At 32.8% G+C, this 14725-nt stretch carries 27 protein-coding genes; all 27 read left to right on the forward strand.

From position 1 onward, the window contains the following. Positions 1-138: 138 nt before the first annotated feature. The 27 genes from rpl3p to MBBWO_RS04510 all read left to right on the forward strand — a co-directional run bounded on the left by rpl3p (position 139) and on the right by MBBWO_RS04510 (position 14703). Positions 139-1149: a 50S ribosomal protein L3 gene (gene rpl3p / locus MBBWO_RS04380; RefSeq protein WP_116669660.1), complete on the forward strand. Its 1011-nt coding sequence runs from the start codon at positions 139-141 to the stop codon at positions 1147-1149. A gap of 2 nt (positions 1150-1151) precedes the next feature. Next, positions 1152-1916, forward strand: coding sequence for a 50S ribosomal protein L4 (rpl4p, locus tag MBBWO_RS04385; RefSeq protein ID WP_116669661.1), 765 nt, complete (start codon positions 1152-1154; stop codon positions 1914-1916). 21 nt (positions 1917-1937) lie between these two features. Next, complete coding sequence (locus tag MBBWO_RS04390) at positions 1938-2198, forward strand: 50S ribosomal protein L23 (RefSeq protein WP_116669662.1); 261 nt, start codon at positions 1938-1940, stop codon at positions 2196-2198. Between the two features lie 12 nt (positions 2199-2210). Then, positions 2211-2936 carry a 50S ribosomal protein L2 gene (locus tag MBBWO_RS04395; RefSeq protein ID WP_116669663.1) on the forward strand — a complete coding sequence of 242 codons (726 nt, stop codon included), beginning with the start codon at positions 2211-2213 and terminating at the stop codon, positions 2934-2936. A 15-nt stretch (positions 2937-2951) separates the two neighbouring features. Next, entirely contained in the window at positions 2952-3362 is a 411-nt protein-coding gene (gene rpsS / locus MBBWO_RS04400; protein WP_116669664.1) for a 30S ribosomal protein S19, read from the forward strand. A gap of 12 nt (positions 3363-3374) precedes the next feature. Next, positions 3375-3839, forward strand: a complete 465-nt coding sequence (locus MBBWO_RS04405) for a 50S ribosomal protein L22 (RefSeq protein ID WP_116669665.1) — start codon at positions 3375-3377, stop codon at positions 3837-3839. Further along, positions 3839-4600: a 30S ribosomal protein S3 gene (locus tag MBBWO_RS04410; protein WP_116669666.1), complete on the forward strand. Its 762-nt coding sequence runs from the start codon at positions 3839-3841 to the stop codon at positions 4598-4600. The genes MBBWO_RS04405 and MBBWO_RS04410 overlap by 1 nt, the downstream gene beginning before the upstream one ends. Before the next feature lie 45 nt (positions 4601-4645). Beyond that, positions 4646-4852: a 50S ribosomal protein L29 gene (gene rpmC / locus MBBWO_RS04415; protein ID WP_116669667.1), complete on the forward strand. Its 207-nt coding sequence runs from the start codon at positions 4646-4648 to the stop codon at positions 4850-4852. After that, positions 4853-5191, forward strand: coding sequence for a stress response translation initiation inhibitor YciH (yciH, locus tag MBBWO_RS04420; protein WP_116669668.1), 339 nt, complete (start codon positions 4853-4855; stop codon positions 5189-5191). 91 nt (positions 5192-5282) lie between these two features. Further along, positions 5283-5573 (forward strand): ribonuclease P protein component 1, encoded by a 291-nt coding sequence (locus MBBWO_RS04425; RefSeq protein ID WP_116669669.1) that lies wholly within the window; start codon positions 5283-5285, stop codon positions 5571-5573. A gap of 11 nt (positions 5574-5584) precedes the next feature. Continuing rightward, the gene (locus MBBWO_RS04430) at positions 5585-5902 is read left to right on the forward strand and encodes a 30S ribosomal protein S17 (protein WP_116669670.1); all 318 of its coding nucleotides are present in this window, start codon (positions 5585-5587) and stop codon (positions 5900-5902) included. A 4-nt stretch (positions 5903-5906) separates the two neighbouring features. Beyond that, positions 5907-6305 (forward strand): 50S ribosomal protein L14, encoded by a 399-nt coding sequence (locus MBBWO_RS04435; protein ID WP_116669671.1) that lies wholly within the window; start codon positions 5907-5909, stop codon positions 6303-6305. Positions 6306-6313: 8 nt separating this feature from the next. Then, positions 6314-6667, forward strand: coding sequence for a 50S ribosomal protein L24 (gene rplX / locus MBBWO_RS04440; RefSeq protein ID WP_116669672.1), 354 nt, complete (start codon positions 6314-6316; stop codon positions 6665-6667). A 1-nt stretch (position 6668) separates the two neighbouring features. Next, positions 6669-7397: a 30S ribosomal protein S4e gene (locus MBBWO_RS04445; RefSeq protein WP_116669673.1), complete on the forward strand. Its 729-nt coding sequence runs from the start codon at positions 6669-6671 to the stop codon at positions 7395-7397. Beyond that, the gene (locus MBBWO_RS04450) at positions 7394-7906 is read left to right on the forward strand and encodes a 50S ribosomal protein L5 (RefSeq protein WP_116669674.1); all 513 of its coding nucleotides are present in this window, start codon (positions 7394-7396) and stop codon (positions 7904-7906) included. Before MBBWO_RS04445 ends, MBBWO_RS04450 begins: the two co-directional genes overlap by 4 nt. Before the next feature lie 16 nt (positions 7907-7922). After that, the gene (locus tag MBBWO_RS04455) at positions 7923-8066 is read left to right on the forward strand and encodes a 30S ribosomal protein S14 (protein WP_069574686.1); all 144 of its coding nucleotides are present in this window, start codon (positions 7923-7925) and stop codon (positions 8064-8066) included. Between the two features lie 12 nt (positions 8067-8078). Next, positions 8079-8471: a 30S ribosomal protein S8 gene (locus MBBWO_RS04460; protein WP_116669675.1), complete on the forward strand. Its 393-nt coding sequence runs from the start codon at positions 8079-8081 to the stop codon at positions 8469-8471. A 9-nt stretch (positions 8472-8480) separates the two neighbouring features. Then, positions 8481-9017: a 50S ribosomal protein L6 gene (locus tag MBBWO_RS04465; protein WP_116669676.1), complete on the forward strand. Its 537-nt coding sequence runs from the start codon at positions 8481-8483 to the stop codon at positions 9015-9017. A gap of 24 nt (positions 9018-9041) precedes the next feature. Beyond that, positions 9042-9371 carry a 50S ribosomal protein L32e gene (locus MBBWO_RS04470; RefSeq protein WP_116669677.1) on the forward strand — a complete coding sequence of 110 codons (330 nt, stop codon included), beginning with the start codon at positions 9042-9044 and terminating at the stop codon, positions 9369-9371. Positions 9372-9520: 149 nt separating this feature from the next. Beyond that, on the forward strand, positions 9521-9967 hold the full coding sequence (locus MBBWO_RS04475; protein WP_116669678.1) for a 50S ribosomal protein L19e: 447 nt from the start codon (positions 9521-9523) through the stop codon (positions 9965-9967). Positions 9968-9978: 11 nt separating this feature from the next. Beyond that, the gene (locus MBBWO_RS04480) at positions 9979-10560 is read left to right on the forward strand and encodes a 50S ribosomal protein L18 (RefSeq protein ID WP_116669679.1); all 582 of its coding nucleotides are present in this window, start codon (positions 9979-9981) and stop codon (positions 10558-10560) included. 2 nt (positions 10561-10562) lie between these two features. Beyond that, on the forward strand, positions 10563-11204 hold the full coding sequence (gene rpsE / locus MBBWO_RS04485; protein ID WP_116669680.1) for a 30S ribosomal protein S5: 642 nt from the start codon (positions 10563-10565) through the stop codon (positions 11202-11204). Between the two features lie 11 nt (positions 11205-11215). Beyond that, positions 11216-11674 (forward strand): 50S ribosomal protein L30, encoded by a 459-nt coding sequence (locus MBBWO_RS04490; protein WP_116669681.1) that lies wholly within the window; start codon positions 11216-11218, stop codon positions 11672-11674. 10 nt (positions 11675-11684) lie between these two features. Beyond that, positions 11685-12122, forward strand: coding sequence for an uL15m family ribosomal protein (locus MBBWO_RS04495; RefSeq protein ID WP_116669682.1), 438 nt, complete (start codon positions 11685-11687; stop codon positions 12120-12122). A gap of 31 nt (positions 12123-12153) precedes the next feature. After that, entirely contained in the window at positions 12154-13518 is a 1365-nt protein-coding gene (secY, locus tag MBBWO_RS04500) for a preprotein translocase subunit SecY (protein ID WP_116669683.1), read from the forward strand. Between the two features lie 38 nt (positions 13519-13556). Next, entirely contained in the window at positions 13557-14114 is a 558-nt protein-coding gene (locus MBBWO_RS04505; protein WP_116669684.1) for an adenylate kinase, read from the forward strand. 19 nt (positions 14115-14133) lie between these two features. Beyond that, positions 14134-14703 carry a DUF106 domain-containing protein gene (locus MBBWO_RS04510; RefSeq protein ID WP_116669685.1) on the forward strand — a complete coding sequence of 190 codons (570 nt, stop codon included), beginning with the start codon at positions 14134-14136 and terminating at the stop codon, positions 14701-14703. Positions 14704-14725: the final 22 nt, after the last annotated feature.

Consider the following 14725-nt stretch of genomic DNA (forward strand, 5'->3'; position numbering starts at 1 on the left):
AATAAGTTTATAATCTATTATAAATTTGTTAAAATCCAAAATAGCTATTATTAGCTATTAAACTTAAAAAATAATTAATTAAAATAATTATTTACAAAAAAAATAAAGGAAATTTAAATATAATTAGGAGGTTAATTAATGGTAAGACATCACCAGCCAAGAAAAGGTTCTGTTGCTTTTAGTCCAAGGAAAAGAGTAGCAAAAGAAACTCCAAGAATCAAATCTTGGCCACAATCTGATGAACCAAAATTATTAGGCCTTGCAGGTTATAAAGTCGGTATGACTCACACTTTAGTGACTGATACTGATAAAAACTCTCCAACTAGTGGTATGGATGTATTTACTCCAGTTACCGTATTGGAAGTACCGCCGGTCGTAGTAATGGGTATTAGAGCATACGAAAAAACTTCACGTGGAATGAAAGTTATCACCGAAGTTCTTGCAGACAATTTAGATAAAGAACTCTCAAGGAAAATTTCTCTTCCTAAAGAGTATGATCAATCTGAAGCTATTGCAAAAATTAAAGGTGTTTTAGATAACACAGCTGATATTAAAGTTTTAGTTCACACTAATCCTAAAGTAACTAGCGTACCTAAGAAAAAACCAGACATATTTGAATGTGGTATTGGAGGAGCTACTCCTGAAGATAAATTAAATACTGCATTAGAATTATTAGGTAATGAAGTAAGTGCAAGCGAAATCTTTAACGAAGGGGAATATGTAGATGCAATTGCAACTACTAAAGGAAAAGGATTCCAAGGTGTAGTTAAAAGATGGGGAATTAGAATTCAATATGGTAAAGCTGCTAGAAGTAGTAAAGCTAGACACGTTGGTTCTATTGGTCCATGGACTCCTAGAAGAACCATGTGGACTGTAGCACAAGCAGGTCAAATGGGATACCATAAAAGAACTGAATTCAATAAAAGGATTTTAAAAATAGCATCTAAAGATGAAGTAGATCAAATAAATCCAGATGGTGGATTTGTTAAATATGGTCTTGTTAAAAACGACTATGTTTTAGTTAAAGGTTCACTTCCAGGTCCATCTAAAAGGTTAGTTATTCTTAGACAACCTATTAGACCTAATAATAAGGCTGAGGATGTACCTCAAATCAACTATATAAGTACAAAATCTAAACAAGGGGTATAATCATGAAGGTAAACGTTTATTCTATGGAAGGGGAAGTTAAAGAGGAAATGGAACTTCCAGCTATTTTTAATGAAGAATACAGACCTGATTTAATTAAAAGAGCTGTTATTTCTTCTCAAACTGCAAGAGTACAACCATGGGGTAATGATCCTATGGCAGGTAAAAGAACTTCAGCAAAAGGTTGGGGTTCAGGTAGAGGAACTGCTAGAGTACCTAGGATTAAAAACGGTTCCAGAGCTGCATTTGTACCAATGGCTATTGGTGGTAGACAAGCTCACCCAACAAGAGCAGAAAAAAACCATCATGAAAAAATCAACATAAAAGAAAGAAGATTTGCTATTAGATCTGCTGTTGCAGCTACTACTAACAAAGAACTTGTAGAAAAAAGAGGACATGTAACTGGTGACATCGAACAATTACCAATTATTGTTGATGATGAACTCTCTTCTGTTAAAACTACTAAACAAACTCGTGAAATATTCCAAAACTTAGGAGTTTATGATGATATTGAACGTGCAAAAGCTAGTAAAAAAATCAGAGCAGGAAGAGGAAAAACCAGAGGACGTAAATACAAAAAAGGTAAAGGACCTCTTTTAGTTGTAGATGAAGATAACGGTATTAGCTTAGGTGCAAGAAACCACGCTGGTGTCGATGTTGTATGTGTTGAAAACTTGAATGCTGAATTATTAGCACCAGGTACTCACCCAGGAAGACTCACTATCTTTACTAAATCAGCAGTTGAAAAATTAGGAGGTTTATTCCAATAATTTGGAAAATAGGTGATTATTATGGATTCATACTCAATTATTATTAAACCTCATGTTACTGAAAAAACCATGAATTTAATTGATCAAAACAATGAAATTGCTTTTGTTGTAAGTCGTAAAGCAAACAAAAATTCAATTAAAGCTGCTTTCGAAGATTTATACGAAGAAAAAGTCGAAAGAGTAAACACTCATATTACTCCTCGTGGTGAAAAAGTAGCATACATTAAACTTGTTGAACCAGAAATGGCAGAAGAAGTAGCTGTCAAAATAGGTGTATTCTAAGGAGGAATTTGAATGGGAAAACGATTAATAATTCAAAGAAGAGGTAGAGGAACTCCTACTCATCGTGTTGCTTCTCATCGTTTCAAAGATAAGATTAGATACAGATCTTATGATGCATTAGAAAAAGAAGGCAGTATCAAAGGTATTGTAACTGATATTGTACACGATCCTGCTAGGACTGCTCCTATTGCTGAAGTTAAATTCGAAAATGGTGAAAAGAAATTTATATTAGCACCTGAAAGCATTCAAATTGATGATGAAATTGAATGTGGTATTTCTGCTCCTATTAAATTTGGTAACACTTTACCACTTGCTGAAATTCCAGAAGGAACTCCTATCTATGATATTGAAAACACTCCAGGGGATGGAGGTCGTTTTGTAAGATCTTCCGGAACTTACGCTTCTTTAATTACTCACGATGCAAATCAATCTGTTGTTGAATTACCATCTGGTGAATTAAAATACTTAAATCCTAAATGCCGTGCAAGTATTGGTGTTGTAGCTGGAGGAGGAAGAAAAGAAAAACCATTCCTTAAAGCTGGTAACAAATGGCATGCTTACAAAGCTAAAGGTAAGAAATTCATGACTGTTAGAGGAGTAGCAATGAACGCTGTAGACCACCCTCATGGAGGAGGTAACAGACAACATCCTGGACGTCCTACTACTATTTCAAGACACGCTCCAGCAGGAAGAAAAGTTGGTTCTATTGCAGCTAGAAGAACAGGGTTAAAAAGATAGATAGAAGGTGTTTCATTGGCAAGAAAAATATTTAAATATAAAGGTTATACTCTTGAAGAATTACAAGATATGTCTTTAGAGGAATTAATGAAATTATTCCCTGCAAGACAAAGAAGATCTTTAAAAAGAGGATTCTTACCAAGACAACAAATTGTTTTGGATAAAATGAGAAAAATGAAAAAAGAAGGAAGTAAAGATGGTAGACCTGTTGTAATCAAAACTCATTGTAGAGACATGATTGTATTACCTGAAATGGTCGGTACCACTTTCGGTATTTACGATGGTCAAAACTTTGTTGAAGTAACTATTGAACCAGAAATGATTGGTTGTTACTTTGGTGAATTTGCACCAACCAGAAAAATGGTTCAACATGGGGACCCAGGTATGGGAGCAACTAGATCATCTATGTTTGTACCACTTAAATAAGGAGATTAGATCATGGCTAATAAATATGCTTATAATAAAGAAGGAAATGAAGCAAAAACAGCACGTGCTATGGCTAAATCTCTTAAGATTTCTCCTAAACACTGTGTTGAAATTTGTAATGCAATTAGAGGAATGGATGTTTCTAAAGCAAAAGCATACTTAGAAGATGTAATTGATATGAAACAATCAGTTCCTTTCAAAAGACACAACAAAAAAGTTGGTCACAGAAAAGGACAAAAAGGTTGGCCTAGTGGAAGATACCCTGTAAAAGCAGCAGCTGAAGTATTAAAAGTTTTAGTAAATGCTGAAGCTAATGCTGAATACAAAGGTATGGACACTGAAAAACTTGTTATTGAACATATCTCAAGTCATAGAGGAGTTGTAATTAGAGGAGCTATCCCAAGAGCATTTGGTAGAGTTACTCCTTTCAACACACCAACTACCCATATTCAAATAGTCGTACAGGAGGCTAACTAATGATAGAAAAAGATTTTGTCACTGAAGGCCTTAGAAGAACCAGAATTGACGAATACTTAGAAAAAGAACTCGAAAGAGCTGGATACGGTGGTATGGATGTACAAATTACACCTTTAGGTACCATGGTTGTTGTTTACGCAGAAAGACCTGGTATGGTTATTGGTAGAGGTGGAAAAAACGTAAGAGCTATCACCAACACTCTTAAAAATGAATTCGGATTAGATAATCCTCAAATTGAAGTTAAAGAGGTTGATGTGCCTGAACTTAACCCTAAAATCATGGCTTACAAAATAGCTAACATGTTACAAAGGGGTATGCATTTCAGAAGAGTAGCTTATTCAACTATCCGTAGAATTATGGGTGCTGGAGCACAAGGTGTAGAAGTAACTATCTCTGGTAAAATTAGAGGTTCTAGATCTGCTGTAGCTAAATTTGTTGAAGGTTACATCAAAAAATGTGGTGAACCATCCATCAGATTTGTAGAAGAAGGATTTGCTACAGTTCAATTAAAACCTGGTGTTTTAGGTATTTATGTAAGAATTATGCCTCCAGAAACTGTATTACCTGATTCTGTTGAAATTCTCCCACCTAAAATGGAAGTAATCGAAGATGGTGAAGTAGTCGAAAGTGAAGAACTCGCTGAAGATGAAGAAATCATCGAAGATGAAATTGTGGAAGAAGTTGAGGATCTTGATGAATTAGAAGAAATTGAAGATCTTGAAGAAGTTGAAGAAGATCTTGAAGAAAATGAGGATAATTAAATATTGTTTTTTAAAATTTAATTATTTCATACGCGAGATGGAACAATGGCGATTTTAAGAAGTAAAGAAATTTGGGACATGGAAGTTGATGAGATTCAAGAAAAATTAGTTGAACTCAAAGCTGAATTATCCAAAAATATTTCTAAAAGTGCAGCTGCAGGTGTTAACGAAAACCCTGGAAAAATTAGAGAATTGAAAAGAACAATTGCTCGTGTTCTTACAATATTGAATGAAAAACAGAAGGAGAATTAAATGTCAAAAATCTGTGAAGTATGTGGGCTTCCCGAAGAACTTTGCGTATGTGAAGAAATAGCACGTGAAGTTCAAACTGTTAAAGTTTATACTGTTAGAAGAAGATTCGGAAAACTCATGACTATTATCGAAGGTATAGATGAGCACGATATTGATATCAAAGAACTTACTAAAACTCTAAAAGCAAAATGTGCTTGTGGAGGTACTTCTAAAAACAGTCAAATAGAACTTCAAGGAGATCACAAAGTTAAAGTTAAAGAAGTTTTATCTGACATGGGTTTTTCCTCTGATACAATTGAAATTCGTGAATCTAAGAAAAACAATAAAAGAAGGAGATAAGTTCTCATCTTTTGATAATGTAATTCAATAATTTTTTGTAATTTTTCTGCATGAATTATTATAGAAATAATTTCATTTATGAGAGATGAGTATGATAACTGCAAAAAACTTAGTTCATCATGAATTTATCGGATTAAAAGTTAATGTTACTAGCTTAACTGATAAATCTCTCAATTTAAATGGAATTGTTATAGATGAGACAAAAAATACCATTAAAATTGAAGTAAATAAGGGAAATGGGATATATGTTGAGAAATTAATTCCAAAAAGAAATTCAATGTTTCAATTTGAAATTCCAAGTGGAGAGATAGTTGAAATTAATGGTAATATTTTGTCAATTCGTCCTGAAGATAGAATAAAAAAAAGATTTAAAAAAATATAAATGGTGATAATATGGTTGGGCTTAATGTTCAAGAACCAGAAACTACATGTGATGATCCTAACTGCCCATTTCATGGAACTTTATCTGTAAGAGGTCAAGTTCTTGAAGGAATCGTTGTAAGTGACAAAGCTGAAAGGACAATCACTGTTGAACGTAGTTACTACAAATTCATTAAGAAATATGAAAGGTATGAAAAGAGAAAATCTAAAATCAATGTTCACAAACCTGATTGTTTAGATGTAAAAGTAGGCGATTCTGTAAAAATCGCAGAATGCAGACCTTTAAGTAAAACTAAACATTTTGTTTTAGTTGAAGTAAAAGGAGAATAAGTTTATGAAACCATTAACATCAAATGTAACTAAAGCATTGCCAATTGGTGCAACTCTCCAATGTGTTGACAATACTGGAGCTCGTGAAATTGAAATTATTTCTGTTAAAGGGTTCAAAGGTGTCCGTAGGAGAATTGACGTTGCTGGTGTAGGAGATTTAGTTGTTGCTTCTGTTAAAAAAGGAACTGCAGATATGAGAAGAGAAATCGTCAACGCTGTTGTTGTAAGACAGAAAAAAGAATACAGACGTGCTGACGGACTTCGTGTTAAATTTGAAGATAATGCAGCAGTTATCATTACTCCTGAAGGAATTTTAAAAGGATCTGAAATTAGAGGTCCTGTTGCTAAAGAAGCAGCTGACAGATGGCCTAGTGTAGGTAGTGCAGCAAGTATTTTAGTATAGGTGAAAAAATGTCAAAACAACCAAGAAAACAAAGAAAAGCCCTTTATAATGCTCCTGCTCATGCTCGTGGTAAACACTTAAGTGCTACTTTAAGTAAAGATTTAAGAGCTGACATTGGAACTAGAGCTTTACCTTTAAGAACTGGAGATAAAGTAAGAGTTCTTCGTGGAGATTTTAAAGGACATGAAGGAAAAGTTCTTGAAGTAGATTATAATAATTATAAGGTCACTGTTGAAGAAGTAACCTTAGCTAAAGCTGATGGAACTTCAGTTTTTATTCCTGTTGACCCATCTAATTTAATGATTATTAAAGCAGAGTTAGATGATAAAAGAAGAGTTAAAAACGTAAAAGGAGATAATTAAAATGGCTAATATGGGATCAAGAAAACATCTTAAAAGATTTAAAGCACCTAAAACCTGGCCTATTCATCCTAAAGAAGAAACCTGGACTGTAAAACCTTCAGCAGGTTCCCATTCTATTGATGAAGCTTTATCTTTAACCTTAGTTATCAGAGATATTTTAGGATTAGCTGATAATTCTAGAGAAGCAAAAAGGATCATTAACTCTGGTAATGTTCTCGTTGATGGTAGAGTAGTTAAAGATTACAAATTCCCAGTAGGATTTATGGATATTATTGAAATTCCAAAAACTGGTGATGTTTACAGAGTGCTTTTAGATAATAAAGGAAGATTACAATTAAATCCAATTGAAGATAACGACTTTAAATTATGCAAAATCGTTAACAAATCCACTATTAAAGGTGGAAATACTCAATTAAATCTCCATGATGGTAAAAATGTAATCGTTGAAGAAGACACTTACAAAGTTGGAGATGTAATTAACTTAAAAGTACCTGAACAAGAAATTGAAGAATCCTTCAAATTAGAAGAAGGTGCAACTGTACTTGTTACTGGTGGTAAACACACTGGTGAACTCGGTACTGTAACTGAAATTATTGTAAACGAATCTTCAAATCCAAATACTATTGTAATTGAAAATAATTCTAAAGATAATTTCTTAACTTTAAAAGATTATGCATTTGTTGTTGGAAATGATACTCCAGCTATTAGCTTATTGGAGGTTAATAAATGAACCCAATGAATGAAGTTCAAATTGAAAAAGTAACTATTAACATTGGTGTTGGTGAAGCAGGTGAAAAATTATCCCGTGCTATTAATCTTTTAGAAGAAATGTTTGACCAAACTGCTGTTAAAACTTTCTCAAAAGTTACTAACCCTGAATTTGGTATTAGAAAACGTCAACCAATTGCATGTAAAGTAACTTTACGTGGAGAAAAAGCTGACAAAGCTATTGACATGGTTTTAGAAGGTATTAACAGAAATATCAGACCTACTCAATTTGATGCTCAAGGTAACCTTTCATTTGGTATCAGAGAACACATTGATATTCCTGGTATGAAATATAACCCAGATATTGGTATTTTTGGTATGAACCTTTCTGTAACTTTTGAAAAACCTGGTTATAGAATAGCTAAAAGAAAAATCCAACAAAAGAAAGTTCCTGCAAAACATAGAATTTCTAAAGAAGAAACTATGAAATTTATGGAAGAAAACTTTAATGTAAATTACGTTACTGAATAAGATTATAGGTGATATTTTGCCAAGAAAATACGGAAAAGCTGCAAAAAAATGTAGTAGATGTGGGGACCATTCTGCAATGATTAGTAGATATGGACTCAACTTATGCAGACAATGTTTTAGGGAAATTGCTCCTAAAATAGGTTTTAAAAAATATAATTAGAGGTAGTTTAATATGAGTCTTATGGATCCTCTTGCTGATGCTTTAACTAATATTAGGAATAATGAATTACAAGTAAACGATTCTTGTGTTATTTCTCCTGCTTCCAAATTAATTGGACAAGTTTTAAGCACCATGCAAAAAGAGAATTATATTGGTAATTTTGAATATGTAGATGATAACAGGGCAGGTAAATTCATTGTAGAATTAGAAGGTAACATCAACAAATGTGGTGTTATTAAACCTCGTCATGCTGTTAAAAAAGATGAATTTGAGAAATTTGAAAAAAGATATTTGCCAGCAAAAAATTTCGGTATATTAATCGTCACTACTCCTGAAGGAATTATGACTCACAACGAAGCTAAAGAAAGAGGAATTGGTGGACGTTTGTTGGCTTACATGTATTAAGGTGATAAAATGGTAGTAGCTGCAGCTATAAGGGAAGAAATTGAAATCCCTGAAGGCGTTGAAGTTATAATTGAAAATAATTTGGTTTCTGTAAAAGGACCAAAAGGTGAAGATTCCAGAAAATTCACTTATCCTAATGTGGATATTGAAAAAATGGATGATAATGTTGTATTAAATACTTCATTCCCTAAAAAAGAAGATAAAGCAATGATTGGAACAACCAAAGCACATATCTCAAATATGATTACTGGTGTTACTGATGGTTTCCAATACAATATGAAAATTGTATTTGCTCACTTTCCAATGACTGTAAAAGTAAACGGGGACAAAGTTGTTATTGATAACTTCCTTGGGGAAAGACATCCAAGATACGCAAAAGTCGTAGGGGATTCCAAAGTATCTGTAAAAGGTGATGAAGTAACTATCACTGGTATTAATAAGGAACATGTTGGTCAAACCATGGCTAACTTAGAACAAGCAACTAAAATTAAGGGAAGAGATCCTAGAGTATTCCAAGATGGAATATATTTAATTAGCAAAGAATAAGGGATTTTAAAAATTGGTGATTAAATGGCTAATAAAAGATTTAAAAGACAAGAATATGCTCGTTATAAAAAACTTGGAATCAAATGGAGAAGACCTAGAGGAAAAACCAGTAAAATGAGAAGATACGAAGCAGGAAAACCTGATATGCCTGCTATTGGTTACAGAACTCCTAGGGCTATAAGGGACTTACATCCTTCCGGATTTAAAGATGTTCTTGTTCATAATATGGAAGAATTAGAAGCTATTGATCCAGCTGTTGAAGCTGCAAGAATTAGTGCTTCTATTGGTAAAAGGAAAAAAGCTTTGATGTTAGATAAAGCATCAGAACTTGGTATTAAAGTTTTAAATAAATAAATTAATTCACATTTATTAAAGTTGAGTCAATTCCGGGGTTTTATTTGAATTGATTCTTCTGATTAATAAATTATTATAATAAAAAATTTAAGGGAAATTTAGATTTTATCTAAATTAATCAGCTATGCTGTATATGGAGGATTATATATATGAATCTTACAACTCAAAAAAGATTAGCTGCTAGTATACTTAAAGTAGGGCTTAACCGTGTATGGATTGATCCTGAACAAATTGAAGAAGTATCAAGGGCTATTACAAGAGAAGGTGTAAAGCAGCTAATTAATAATGGAGCTATTAAAGCTAAACCTAAAAAAGGAATTAGTAGCTACAGATCTAAAAAAATAGCAGAACAAAAAAGTAAAGGAAAAAGAAAAGGTAGAGGTAGTATAAAAGGAGCTAAATACGCTCGTACTCCTAAAAAACAACAATGGATGAAAACCATTAGAGCTTTAAGAAAAGATCTTAAAGAAATGCGTGATGCAGACGAAATTGATGCTACTACATACCGTAAACTATACAAAATGGCTAAGGGTGGTGCTTTCAGAAGTAAATCTTACATGAAAACATATGCTCGTGACCATGACTTAATTAAATAGGAGGAGTTAAAGTGGCACAAGGATCAAATTATAAAATACCATTCAGAAGGAGAAGAGAAGGAAAAACTGATTACGGCGCAAGGATTAAATTAATCGACTACGATAAATCTCGTTTAGTTGTAAGACTTTCTAATGCTCATGCAACTGTTCAAGTTATTGATTACGCTCCTGAAGGAGATGTAACTTTAGCAGCTGCTGTAAGTAAAGAATTAGTCAAATATGGTTACTTAGGTGGAACTTCTAACATTTCTGCTGTTTACTTAACCGCTTATCTCTGTGCTAAAAGAGCTTTAGCTAAAGGTATTGATAGTGCAATTTTAGATATTGGTTTAAAATCTCCTATTAAAGGTTCTAAAATCTTCGCAGCTCTTAAAGGTGCTGTTGATGCAGGTTTAGAAATTCCTCATGGTGACTTTGTTTTCCCTGCAGATGAACGTATTAGAGGAGAACACATTGCTGAATATGCAGAATCTTTAGATGATGACAAAGTAGCAGAATTATTCTCTCAATACTTAGAAAGAGGTCTTCAACCTGTAGATTTACCTGAAAACTTTGATGAAGCTAAAAAGAATATTGATGAGGCAGAGGTATAACTATGAGTTTTAATATGGATGAATGGGAACCTAAAACCAAAATGGGTCAATTAGTTAAAGATGGAACCATTACTGATATCGATGAAATCTTTGAAAAAGGTCTTCCAATTATGGAATTAGAAATAGTTGATGCCTTAGTTCCAGATTTAGAAGAAGAAGTAATGGATGTTAATTTAGTACAAAGGATGCACAAATCTGGTAGAAAAGTTAATTTCAGAGTAATCGTTGCTGTAGGTAACAAAGATGGTTACGTTGGATTAGGTCAAGGTAAAGCTAAAGAGGTAGGACCTGCTATTAGAAAAGCTGTTGACAATGCAAAATACAACCTTATTAAAGTTAGAAGAGGTTGTGGAGACTGGGGTTGTGTTTGTGGTAGAGAACACACTGTACCTTTCAAAGTTAATGGTAAAACCAGTAGTGTAAATGTAACTTTAATGCCTGCTCCAGCTGGTGTAGGTTTAGTAGTTGGAGATGTTGGTAAAACTATCTTAAAACTTGCTGGTATTAAAGATGTATGGTCACAAACTTTTGGTCAAACACAAACTACTGTAAACTTTGCTAATGCAGTATTTGAAGCTTTAAAACAATTAAGTAATGTTAAAGCAACTGAAGCTGATCTCAAAAAAATGGGAGTTAACTACTAATCGGTGATATCATGTTTTTAGTTATAAGAGTTAGAGGAACTACAGGAGTTATTCAAGACATTGCTGATACTTTAGATATGTTAAGACTTAATAGAATTAGTCATGCAGTTGTTGTTGAAGAAAACCCTAGTTACAAAGGTATGCTTCAAAAAGCTAAGGATTATATCACTTGGGGTGAAATTGATGCTGAATTCTTATCTCAAGTCATCGCTAAAAGAGGAAGAATCGTTGGTGGAGAAAAAGTTACTGATGAATATGTAGCTGAAAACTCTGATTATAAAAATATCGATGAATTAGCTGAAGCTATTATCAAATCTGAAGTAAAATTAGCTGATTTAAATATTAAACCAGTGTTCCGTTTACATCCTCCTAGAAAAGGATATGAAGATATCCGTCTTTCTATCCAAGAAGGTGGATCTTTAGGTTACAGAGGAGAAAATATTGTTGAGCTTGCAAAAAGAATGCTTTAAGGTGGATTAAATGATTAGAACAAAACGTAAAATCAACAAACAAAGAGGTTCTAGATCCGTCGGTGGTGGCTGTACTAAAAAACGTAGAGGTGCAGGTAACAAAGGTGGTAAAGGTAACGCAGGTGCTTCAAAACAACATTGGACTTGGACTGCAAAATTCGACCCTGACCACTATGGTAAACACGGATTCAAAAGACCTCAAAAAATGATTAAAAAAGTAAATCCTGTTAATTTAAGTTACTTAGAAGAAAAAGCAGACGAATTAATTGAAAGTGGAAAAGCATCTAAAGATGGAGATTCCATTGTTATTGATGTAACTGAATTAGGTTTTGATAAAGTTTTAGCAAAAGGTAAAATTTCTAAAACTTTCATTATCTCTTCACCAAAATTCTCTGCTTCTGCAGTTGAAAAAATTGAAGAATTAGGAGGAGAAGCTATAGAATTATAGCTTTTTCCATTTTTATTATCTGGAGAAGTACATGTCATCTTTGGAAATATTAGAGCCGTTATTTAGGTTTATTCCTGAAGTAAAATCTCCAGTTCATAGGGAAGATTTTAACGAAAAGCTTAAATGGACTGCTTTAATTTTAGTTTTATACTTTATTTTAACTCAAATACCTTTATTTGGGTTAAGTCCTAATGCAGTTGACCAATTTGCACAATTAAGGGCTGTAATGGCTGGAAGTTTCGGATCAATTCTTACTTTAGGGATAGGTCCTATTGTAACTGCATCTATTGTTTTACAATTATTAATTGGTGCAAGACTGTTAAAACTGGATTTGTCTTCTCATAAAGATAAATCTCTTTACCAAGCAACACAAAAAGTTTTATCTATTGTTTTCACAATATTTGAAGCAGGTGTTTTAGTATTAACTGGTAGTTTAATCCCAATCGACAATTCTTATATTGGTATATTATTCCTTCAATTGGTTATTGGTGCTATACTAGTAATTTATCTTGATGAAGTAGTATCCAAATGGGGATTTGGTAGTGGTATTGGATTATTCATTGCTGCTGGTGTATGTGAAGCTATTATGGTTGGTTCATTTAACTTCTTACCAACTGCTGATGGTACACTTCCAGGTATTATTCCAGGATTTATTCAATCATTCTGGGCTTCTACTGGTCCTGATTTCGCATTGTTAATTCCATTAATTGCAACAATCATTGTATTCTTTGTTGTTGTTTATGGTGAATCAATGAGAGTTGAAATTCCAATTTCTCATGGTGCTGTAAAAGGTCATGGAAGAATTAGAGGATCTGTAGGTAAATACCCATTAAAATTTATCTATGCTAGTAACATGCCAGTAATTCTTACAAGTGCTTTACTTGTTAATGTTTCACTTATGGCAAGTGTATTCCAAAAAATTGGTATACCAATTCTTGGGGAAATTGAAAATGGTAAAGCAGTTAGTGGTATTGCATATTACTTATCAACACCAAATGATATTAGTATGATTGTGTCTGATCCACTTCATGTGTTAATTTATGCAATATTCTTCTTGCTATGTTGTATAGTGTTCTCATACCTATGGGTTGAAATTAGTGGATTAAATGCTAAAAAAATATCCAAACAACTTTATGATTCAGGTATACAAATTCCTGGATTTAGAAGTAGTAAACGTCAACTTTATAAAATATTGAAAAAATATATTCCTGCACTTACAATTATAAGTGGTTTCTTTGTAGGTATTATTGCATTTGGTGCTGATTTAACTGGTGCATTAGGTGGAGGTACTGGTGTATTGCTTACTGTTGGTATTGTTCACAGGCTTTATGAAGAGCTTGCTGAAGAACAACTTATGTCTATGAATCCAGTACTTAGAAAAGTTTTAGGAGATTAAATCTCCTAATTTATTTTATTATATAAAGAGGGATTATAATGAAATTAGTCGTATTAACTGGTATTCCTGGTTCTGGTAGTACCACAATACTTAATAAAACTTTAGAAGAAGTAGATTATCTTCATTTAAATTATGGAGATATTATGACTGAAATTGCTATCGAAGAAAAAATTGTAAACGATAGAGATGAGTTACGTAAATTACCTGCTGAAACTCAAAAAGTCATTCAAGAAAAAGCTGCAAAAAAAATTAAAGAACAATCTGAAACTGAAAATGTAATTGTTGACACTCATTGTACTATTAGTACTCCTGCTGGTTTCTTACCAGGTCTTCCTGAATGGGTTCTCAGAGAGTTACAACCAGATTTATTTATTTTAGTTGAAGCAAATCCTGATGAAATTATATACAGAAGATTATCTGATGATACTCGTTCAAGAGATATTGAAAAAGCAAAAAATATTAAATTACATCAAGAAATGAATAGAGCAGCTTCTATGGCATATGCAACCTTAACTGGTGCAACTGTAAAAATCATTGAAAATCATGATAATCATTTAGATAGTACTGTTTCAAAAATGGTTGATCTTTTAAAATAGTTTTTAACTGAGGTTTACTATGGCAGATATAATCTTTGAAGTATTAAATGGAATTTTTGGTCCATTAGTAGCTTTGGATCCTAATCCAAGCAACCCTATTCTTACAGTTCTTGTTGTTGCTTTTATTGTTTCATTAATTTCTACTGTTGCTAATAAATTATTAGTTGACCAAGACCAAATGAATGAAATTCAAGCAGAAATGAAAGCATTCCAAAAAGAAATTCGTGAAGCTCAAAAAGCAGGGGATGGGAAAAAATTAGTTGAACTTCAATCAAGACAACAAGAAATGATGCAAAAACAAACTCAGATGATGGGTAACTCATTCAAACCTATGATTGTTACTTTAGTTCCAATTTTATTAATCTTTTGGTGGATGAGAGCTTCTGTTATTAGTGGTTTAATTGTTACTTTACCACCATCTGTATATTACATTACATTAACACCAATGTGGCACTTTTTCGGCCATTTCTTATATGGTGGGGATGCAACAATTCCATTTGCCATAGGTTGGTTGTTATGGTATATGATTTGTACTTTTGCTATGAGTCAAATATTAAGAAAATTCTTAGGTTTCAAACAAGGGTTCTAATTTAACCCTTTTTATATAACAT

The sequence above is a fragment of the Methanobrevibacter woesei genome (genome assembly GCF_003111605.1).
Taxonomy (GTDB): Archaea; Methanobacteriota; Methanobacteria; order Methanobacteriales; family Methanobacteriaceae; genus Methanocatella; species Methanocatella woesei.

Excerpts from the sequence above, each read along its gene's own strand:
- rpl3p (WP_116669660.1), top strand. The coding sequence starts at position 139 with ATGGTAAGACATCACCAGCCAAGAAAAGGTTCTGTTGCTTTTAGTCCA.
- rpl4p (WP_116669661.1), top strand. The coding sequence starts at position 1,152 with ATGAAGGTAAACGTTTATTCTATGGAAGGGGAAGTTAAAGAGGAAATG.
- MBBWO_RS04390 (WP_116669662.1), top strand. The coding sequence starts at position 1,938 with ATGGATTCATACTCAATTATTATTAAACCTCATGTTACTGAAAAAACC.
- MBBWO_RS04395 (WP_116669663.1), top strand. The coding sequence starts at position 2,211 with ATGGGAAAACGATTAATAATTCAAAGAAGAGGTAGAGGAACTCCTACT.
- MBBWO_RS04405 (WP_116669665.1), top strand. The coding sequence starts at position 3,375 with ATGGCTAATAAATATGCTTATAATAAAGAAGGAAATGAAGCAAAAACA.
- MBBWO_RS04410 (WP_116669666.1), top strand. The coding sequence starts at position 3,839 with ATGATAGAAAAAGATTTTGTCACTGAAGGCCTTAGAAGAACCAGAATT.
- rpmC (WP_116669667.1), top strand. The coding sequence starts at position 4,646 with ATGGCGATTTTAAGAAGTAAAGAAATTTGGGACATGGAAGTTGATGAG.
- yciH (WP_116669668.1), top strand. The coding sequence starts at position 4,853 with ATGTCAAAAATCTGTGAAGTATGTGGGCTTCCCGAAGAACTTTGCGTA.
- MBBWO_RS04425 (WP_116669669.1), top strand. The coding sequence starts at position 5,283 with ATGATAACTGCAAAAAACTTAGTTCATCATGAATTTATCGGATTAAAA.
- MBBWO_RS04430 (WP_116669670.1), top strand. The coding sequence starts at position 5,585 with ATGGTTGGGCTTAATGTTCAAGAACCAGAAACTACATGTGATGATCCT.
- MBBWO_RS04435 (WP_116669671.1), top strand. The coding sequence starts at position 5,907 with ATGAAACCATTAACATCAAATGTAACTAAAGCATTGCCAATTGGTGCA.
- rplX (WP_116669672.1), top strand. The coding sequence starts at position 6,314 with ATGTCAAAACAACCAAGAAAACAAAGAAAAGCCCTTTATAATGCTCCT.
- MBBWO_RS04445 (WP_116669673.1), top strand. The coding sequence starts at position 6,669 with ATGGCTAATATGGGATCAAGAAAACATCTTAAAAGATTTAAAGCACCT.
- MBBWO_RS04450 (WP_116669674.1), top strand. The coding sequence starts at position 7,394 with ATGAACCCAATGAATGAAGTTCAAATTGAAAAAGTAACTATTAACATT.
- MBBWO_RS04460 (WP_116669675.1), top strand. The coding sequence starts at position 8,079 with ATGAGTCTTATGGATCCTCTTGCTGATGCTTTAACTAATATTAGGAAT.
- MBBWO_RS04465 (WP_116669676.1), top strand. The coding sequence starts at position 8,481 with ATGGTAGTAGCTGCAGCTATAAGGGAAGAAATTGAAATCCCTGAAGGC.
- MBBWO_RS04470 (WP_116669677.1), top strand. The coding sequence starts at position 9,042 with ATGGCTAATAAAAGATTTAAAAGACAAGAATATGCTCGTTATAAAAAA.
- MBBWO_RS04475 (WP_116669678.1), top strand. The coding sequence starts at position 9,521 with ATGAATCTTACAACTCAAAAAAGATTAGCTGCTAGTATACTTAAAGTA.
- rpsE (WP_116669680.1), top strand. The coding sequence starts at position 10,563 with ATGAGTTTTAATATGGATGAATGGGAACCTAAAACCAAAATGGGTCAA.
- MBBWO_RS04490 (WP_116669681.1), top strand. The coding sequence starts at position 11,216 with ATGTTTTTAGTTATAAGAGTTAGAGGAACTACAGGAGTTATTCAAGAC.
- MBBWO_RS04495 (WP_116669682.1), top strand. The coding sequence starts at position 11,685 with ATGATTAGAACAAAACGTAAAATCAACAAACAAAGAGGTTCTAGATCC.
- secY (WP_116669683.1), top strand. The coding sequence starts at position 12,154 with ATGTCATCTTTGGAAATATTAGAGCCGTTATTTAGGTTTATTCCTGAA.
- MBBWO_RS04505 (WP_116669684.1), top strand. The coding sequence starts at position 13,557 with ATGAAATTAGTCGTATTAACTGGTATTCCTGGTTCTGGTAGTACCACA.
- MBBWO_RS04510 (WP_116669685.1), top strand. The coding sequence starts at position 14,134 with ATGGCAGATATAATCTTTGAAGTATTAAATGGAATTTTTGGTCCATTA.